Raw genomic sequence first — 6,119 nt, forward strand, 5'->3', positions numbered from 1 at the left:
TCTGCTGCACCGGCATCTGCTGCATCGGCATCGGCTGCTGGGGCATCGGGGCGTAGCCGTAGCCGGTGTGCTGGGGGCCGTAGTTCTGGGGCTGGGGGTAGGTGGTGTACATGATTTTCTCCTGTGGTCTGAAGTGGCCCTTGCGGCCGCTTTCACAGGTAGGAGCGATCAGCCCCGATCACTCGCACACTTTTCCCGAAATTATTTTGAGAACTTTTTCGCCGACCCATCGGCGCAGGTCAAAGGCACTTCAGCCCGCCAGGAACTCGGCGACCTCGGCGGCGACGCGGCGGCCCTGCGCACGCCCCGCGCGTGCCGACGGCTCCCGACATGCGGGGTCGAGCGGGTTGGGACCGAACGCTGCCAACGAGTCGCCGTCGGCGAACACGCCAAGTGAACGGCGCCCGAATGTGTCGACCTCGACGGCCGGGTCGGGCCCAAAGGGCGAGGGGGTGCCTCTACCCGATGGCACCAGCACGACGACCGCGTCGCAATCACCGGCCAGTCTCAGGTTCATCGTGCTGCCGACGCCGCCGTCCATGTATCGCCGCTCGCCGATGGTCACCGGCGGCCACGCGCCAGGCACGGCGCAGCTGGCGGCCACGGCGTCGACCAGGTCGACACCTGAGGTCGCGGTGAAGGCGACCAGCTCGCCTGTCCCGATGTCGATCGCGGTGATGCGCATATCGCGGTCCGGCCACTCGTGCGACGGCAACCGCTGGGCGATCACCTCGCGGCGGACCGCCTCGGACACGGTCGGCGTGGTGTTCGCGACCGCGCCGATGCGTTGCAGCTTCTGCTCCCTGGTCGCATTGGCGTCCGAGAGCGCGTTGAGGAACAGCTCGGTGATGTCGTCGATGTCGACGCCGGGACTGATCTCCTTGGACGTGCCTTCGATTTGCCGGTTGTACAGCTCGTCGAGGCTCGCAGCGCTGCCGAGCTGCGCAGCGACCGCGGACCCGGCGGAGGTACCGATGAGCACGTCGGAATCCCGCAGGGCGCGCGACGCCTCCGCTGCTTCGTCTTCGATGCCGCGCAGAATGCCGATTTCCCACGCGATGCCCGCCAGTCCCCCGCCGGCCAGCACCAGACCACGTTTCGCTGTCACGGACGAAAGTCTGCCAGGCTGGCATTAGTCAGCCCGCAACGCCGATCTCGAGGAGCAGACGTCAATGAAGACGAAGGCCGCGGTTCTGTGGGGACTGCACCAGAAGTGGGAGGTCGAGGAGATTGACCTCGACGGTCCCGAGCGCGGCGAGGTGATGGTCAAGATGACGGCGAGCGGCATGTGCCACTCGGACGAACATCTGGTCACCGGCGACCTGAGGATGACTATGCCGGTAGTCGGCGGCCACGAGGGGGCCGGCGTGGTGGTGGAGGTGGGCGACGGCGTCACCGACGTCTCCGAGGGCGATGCCGTGGTGCTGAGCTTCATCCCCGCATGCGGTCGGTGCGGGCCGTGTGTGCGTGGCATCAGCAACCTGTGCGAACTCGGGATGCATTTGCTGCGGGGCCCGCAGCTGGACGGTACTCACCGCTTCCACGCCCGCGGCCACGATGTCGGCCAAATGTGTTTGCTCGGAACATTTTCCGAGTACACGGTGGTGCCGACGGCGTCAGTGGTCAAGGTCGACGCGAGCGTTCCTTTGGACAAGGCGGCGTTGGTCGGATGTGGGGTGACCACCGGATACGGCAGCACAGTCAACACCGGCGGGGCTGCAGCAGGCGACACGGTGGTGGTGATGGGCGTCGGCGGTGTCGGCATCAACGCGGTTCAGGCGGCCCGCATCGTCGGGGCACGGCACGTGGTGGCGCTGGACCCGGTTGAGTACAAACGCACCCGGGCATTGGAGTTCGGCGCCACCCACACCGCGGCCACGCTCGAAGAGGCCGCCTCGCTGGTGATCGGGCTGACCCGCGGGCAGAAGGCCGACGTATGCGTCGTCGCCACCGATGTCGCCGAGGGCGCCTACGTCGCACAGGCGCTGAGCCTGGTTGGCAAGCGCGGGCGCGTGGTGATGACGGCGATGGCGCACCCGGACGAGAAACAGGTCAACCTGTCGCTGGTCGACTTGACGCTGTTCGAAAAGCAGGTTCGCGGTTCGCTTTTCGGTTCGTCGAACCCTCGTGTCGACATCTTCAAGATGCTCGACCTGTATGACTCCGGCCAGCTCATGCTTGATGAGCTGATCACCCGTGAGTACGAACTGTCCGACATCAACTCCGGCTACGACGACATGCGCAGCGGCCGGAACCTGCGCGGGCTGATCCGGTTCTGATGCTCCGCGCCCGGTATGTCGTCATCGTCGCGGCCGCATTGTGGGTAACTGCACCGACGGCCGTCGCCGAACCGCCTGCCCCTCCGTCGCCGATCGCACCCGCACCGGCTCAACCAGCCAATATCGGCGACCTGAAGGCCGAAGCGACGAGGTACTACGACAGCGGCGCCTACCTCACCGACCTGCAGTCGGCGGCATAGTCCGCCATCCCGTGGGTCGCCGAGAATCAGCGCGCGGCGTCGACGGTGATCTCGCCGACGATGGACGTTTACAACACCGCGAAGGACCGCGGTGCGGCGATCTTCTTCAACACCGGCCGCCCGGAGTCACAACGGGCGGCGACAGAACACAACCTCGCCGACGTCGGGTACGCCGGCTATACCAGGCTGATCTTGGAACCCGATGGCACGCATTATGATTCGGCCGCCGACTTCAAGGCACCGCAACGGCAGGCGATCGAACAGGAGGGCTACACCATCGTCGCCAACACGGGAGACCAGCCGTCGGATCTCGAAGGCGGGTTCGCCGAACGCACGTTCCTGCTGCCGAACCCGTTCTATCGCATTCCGTGAGTAACGGGATTATCAGTGCACGAGCTGTCTGGACAGCTCGTCCAGCGACTGCCGGGCGTAGCCCTTCCACAGCTTGCCGAATACCGGCAGCAGCGGCGCGGTGAGCCCGGTGCGGGGATGAATTGTCCATCGCCACGTCACGTTGGTGCCTGCGCCGATCGGCTCGAAGATCCATTCGCCGTCGATGTGACCCACCAACGGCGACAGCGGACCGGTGACCTGCGACAGCGTGTACCCGAACGAATGAGGCGCGTTGAACGCGGTGAGCTGTTCGTGCATGCTGCCGCCGCCGACGAGTACGACTGTGCGGGACTGCCCAACGGCATCCCAGTCGCCGGTCTGGTCTCGGGTTTCCTTGATCGGCGGGATCGGGCCGTACCACCGGTGGAACAGTTCTGGCAGCGGCATCGGGACCATGTCGCGGAAGACGTTGTCCTGTCCCATCGGGATGGTGCGGGATTGTTCGACCACCAACGGCTTCGTCATGACCCGAGACTAGCCGAGCGCGGGCGACGCCTTCCCGCTGATCAACGGGAGTTCGAGCATGGTCAGGATGCCCGGCTCGGCCGCGCAAACCGCGGGCACCGAGTTCACGCAGTGCGCCGCCGTACCGACGATGCCGTACTCCGGCCCCTCGCCGCCGATCTCCGAGTGAAAGCCGTGGACGGTGATGGTGATGTCCGGATTGCCGCGAACCTCCATCTCGTACCGCTGGCCTCCTGGGCCGAATGTCCATGGAGGATCCAGGCTTTCCTCACCCATCAGCCAGTTCACCGTCACACGCACGACGGGCTCCCCGTCGACGAGGGCTTCCCAGTGGAACCTGCGCCCCGCGACCTGGCCGGGCTCGAGGAGGCCAAGCGGTGAGTCGATCGGCGCAGTTGCCAGCGCGACCTCCTGCGTGGCCCGCACCTTCGGGTCGGCGTTGAACCCCATCTTGGCGACGACCATCTTCACGGCCTGGATGAAACCGCTGTCGAGCATCTTCTGCATCGGCCCGGTCAGTGCCTTCTCGGGGACCTCGCCGAAGCCCATCACGTGCCGGAGCACGTCGGGTGCGTTGTAGCTCCGCAGATCGGAGAACTCTTCTGCACGAACGAATGTCACGCCGGTGGAGAAGGCCGAGAACAGCAGCGGGAACTTCTCGCTGATGCCGCCGGGTGCCATGCCGGTGCCGTGCAGCGTCGCGTTGCCCTCCAGCGCCGCTTCGCGCATCGGCGCAGCGCTCCGCTCGCTGGGGTAGAGCCAGCCGACGGGGGTGACGACATTCTTGCCGGATCGCAACAGCGCAGCCACCTCGTCGGGATCGGCCATCAGCGGCGCGTAGATCACCGCGTCCGCATCGAGGGCAAGGATGTCGTCGGTGCTGTTCGTCGCGGTGACACCGAGCGGCCCGACCCCGATCAGCTCGCCGACGTCGCGACCCGTCTTGTCCGGCGAGTGCACCCAGCATCCGACGAGCTCGAGGTCCGGGTGCTCCAGCACGCCCTTGATCGCCGCGACACCGACACCGCCGGTGGCCCACTGCACGACCCGAAGGCCCATGTCATACCTCCCGATATCGCAAAACTAGAACACGTTCTACTCAGGTCTACACCAGAAGACGCACGGGCAGGTCACAATTGCGGTGATGGCCGAGAAGGGTGCCGAGTTCGGCGTGCTGGGACCGCTGCAGATCCGCGTCGACGGCGAATCGGTGCCGGTGGGCACGCCCAAGCAGCGCGCGGTGCTTGCCATGCTGGTGATCAACCGCAACCGCCCCGTGGCGACCGATGCGCTGATCGAGGCGGCGTGGGAGCAGTTCCCGCCCCCGGATCCACGCGCCAGCCTGCATTCCTATGTGTCCAACCTGCGCAAGCTGCTGGCGGGCATCGGCGTCGACTCCCGCACGGCATTGGCCAGTGCGCCACCTGGCTACCGCTTGATAGTGCCCGAAAGCGATTGCGACATCGGGCGATTCGCGCTCGGCAAGTCGGCGGGCGTGCAGGCCGCCGCCGCCGGGAAGTTCGAGCAGGCCAGCCAGTACCTGTCCGCGGCGCTCGCCGAATGGCGCGGTCCGGTCCTCGAGGACCTGCGCGACTTCCAGTTCGTCGACGCATTCGCCACCGCGCTCGTCGAGGACAAGATGCTCGCCCATACCGCGCACGCCGAAGCCGAGATCGCTTGTGGCCGCGGCTATACCGTGATCGGCGACTTGGAGTCGCTGACCGCCGGTCACCCCTACCGTGAGCCGCTGTGGGCGCAGCTGATCACCGCCTACTATCTGGCCGAACGCCAATCCGACGCGCTGGACGCCTACCGGCGGTTGAAGACAACGCTCGCAGAGGATCTCGGTATCGATCCCGGCCCCACCGTGCAGGCACTCTATGGGCGGGTGCTGCGCCAGGAACCGCTCGACGTCAAGCGTGTCGCGCGGACCACCGCCATCCACACCGCCACATCGCTGGGCCAGCGCACCGCGATCAGCGGCGCGTCCTCGGCCGCCCGGCTTCGCGACGCGTCCGGCCGCAAATATCCGCTGATGGCGGCGGCCACCCGAATCGGCAGGCTGCCCGACAACGACATCGTCCTCGACGACCAGAACGTCAGCCGCCACCACGCCGTCATCATCGACACCGGCACCAGCTTCGTGGTTTCGGACCTGCGGTCGGCCAACGGGGTCGACGTGCGAGGTGAACGGATCCGCGCCAGCGTCACCCTCTCCGACGGAGACCGCATCCGGATCTGCGACCACGAATTCGTGTTCGAGATGCAGGAAGCCGAGGCGTAGCGCAACTCCGCCTGTTCGCTGGCATTGTGCCGTGTCGATAGGGCACCTAGACAGTTCGCTCCCTGATGTGTTTCTGTCGTCAGATGCCAAACAAGGTTTTTGTGGTCGGGGTCGGGATGACGAAGTTCGAGAAGCCGGGCCGCCGCGAGGGGTGGGACTACCCCGATATGGCGCGAGAATCGGGCACGAAAGCGCTCGAGGATGCCGGCATCGACTATTCCGAGGTGCAGCAGGGCTTCGTCGGTTACTGCTCGGGTGACTCGACGTCGGGCAACCGTGCCCTTTACGAACTGGGCATGACGGGCATCCCGATCGTCAACGTCAACAACAACTGCTCGACGGGTTCGACGGCGCTGTTCCTGGCCGCGCAGACGATCCGCGGCGGCCTCGTCGACTGCGCGATCGCGCTCGGCTTCGAGAAGATGCAGCCCGGTCCGCTCCAAGGCGGCGCCGATGACCGCGAATCTCCGATGGGCAAGCATGTCAAGGCGCTGGCCG

At 66.3% G+C, this 6,119-nt stretch carries 8 protein-coding genes; 5 read left to right on the forward strand and 3 right to left on the reverse strand.

What is annotated here, in order from left to right:
* Nucleotides 1-250: 250 nt before the first annotated feature.
* Entirely contained in the window at nt 251-1,108 is an 858-nt protein-coding gene (locus tag QOJ24_RS00250; RefSeq protein WP_526257953.1) for a patatin-like phospholipase family protein, read from the reverse strand.
* Between the two features lie 64 nt (nt 1,109-1,172).
* Here QOJ24_RS00250 and QOJ24_RS00255 point away from each other — a divergent pair, with 64 nt between their 5' ends.
* Genes QOJ24_RS00255 through QOJ24_RS00265 form a run of 3 tightly spaced genes read left to right on the forward strand, consistent with a single transcriptional unit; the run spans nt 1,173 to nt 2,851 of the window.
* On the forward strand, nt 1,173-2,279 hold the full coding sequence (locus QOJ24_RS00255; protein WP_526257955.1) for an NDMA-dependent alcohol dehydrogenase: 1,107 nt from the start codon (nt 1,173-1,175) through the stop codon (nt 2,277-2,279).
* Nucleotides 2,279-2,479 carry a hypothetical protein gene (locus QOJ24_RS00260; protein WP_526257957.1) on the forward strand — a complete coding sequence of 67 codons (201 nt, stop codon included), beginning with the start codon at nt 2,279-2,281 and terminating at the stop codon, nt 2,477-2,479. Before QOJ24_RS00255 ends, QOJ24_RS00260 begins: the two co-directional genes overlap by 1 nt.
* Before the next feature lie 6 nt (nt 2,480-2,485).
* Nucleotides 2,486-2,851, forward strand: a complete 366-nt coding sequence (locus tag QOJ24_RS00265) for an HAD family acid phosphatase (protein ID WP_526257965.1) — start codon at nt 2,486-2,488, stop codon at nt 2,849-2,851.
* Between the two features lie 12 nt (nt 2,852-2,863).
* Here QOJ24_RS00265 and QOJ24_RS00270 read toward each other — a convergent pair whose 3' ends face one another.
* Both QOJ24_RS00270 and QOJ24_RS00275 read right to left on the reverse strand, forming a co-directional pair.
* Nucleotides 2,864-3,337 carry an SRPBCC family protein gene (locus QOJ24_RS00270; protein ID WP_526257958.1) on the reverse strand — a complete coding sequence of 158 codons (474 nt, stop codon included), beginning with the start codon at nt 3,335-3,337 and terminating at the stop codon, nt 2,864-2,866.
* A gap of 9 nt (nt 3,338-3,346) precedes the next feature.
* Entirely contained in the window at nt 3,347-4,396 is a 1,050-nt protein-coding gene (locus QOJ24_RS00275; RefSeq protein WP_526257960.1) for an NAD(P)H-dependent amine dehydrogenase family protein, read from the reverse strand.
* 85 nt (nt 4,397-4,481) lie between these two features.
* On the opposite strand from QOJ24_RS00275, the gene QOJ24_RS00280 reads away from it, so the two are divergent.
* Both QOJ24_RS00280 and QOJ24_RS00285 read left to right on the forward strand, forming a co-directional pair.
* Nucleotides 4,482-5,621, forward strand: a complete 1,140-nt coding sequence (locus QOJ24_RS00280) for a BTAD domain-containing putative transcriptional regulator (RefSeq protein ID WP_526257962.1) — start codon at nt 4,482-4,484, stop codon at nt 5,619-5,621.
* Between the two features lie 83 nt (nt 5,622-5,704).
* On the forward strand, nt 5,705-6,119 hold a 415-nt coding region (locus tag QOJ24_RS00285; protein WP_526257963.1), incomplete at its 3' end, for a thiolase family protein.

Source organism: Mycobacterium sp. (genome assembly GCF_032159775.1).
In the GTDB taxonomy this organism is placed as follows: Bacteria; Actinomycetota; Actinomycetes; order Mycobacteriales; family Mycobacteriaceae; genus Mycobacterium.

Bases quoted from the DNA above. Each gene is read 5' to 3' on its own strand.
- QOJ24_RS00255 (WP_526257955.1), top strand. From the start codon at position 1,173: ATGAAGACGAAGGCCGCGGTTCTGTGGGGACTGCACCAGAAGTGGGAG.
- QOJ24_RS00260 (WP_526257957.1), top strand. From the start codon at position 2,279: ATGCTCCGCGCCCGGTATGTCGTCATCGTCGCGGCCGCATTGTGGGTA.
- QOJ24_RS00270 (WP_526257958.1), bottom strand. From the start codon at position 3,337: ATGACGAAGCCGTTGGTGGTCGAACAATCCCGCACCATCCCGATGGGA.
- QOJ24_RS00275 (WP_526257960.1), bottom strand. From the start codon at position 4,396: ATGGGCCTTCGGGTCGTGCAGTGGGCCACCGGCGGTGTCGGTGTCGCG.
- QOJ24_RS00280 (WP_526257962.1), top strand. From the start codon at position 4,482: ATGGCCGAGAAGGGTGCCGAGTTCGGCGTGCTGGGACCGCTGCAGATC.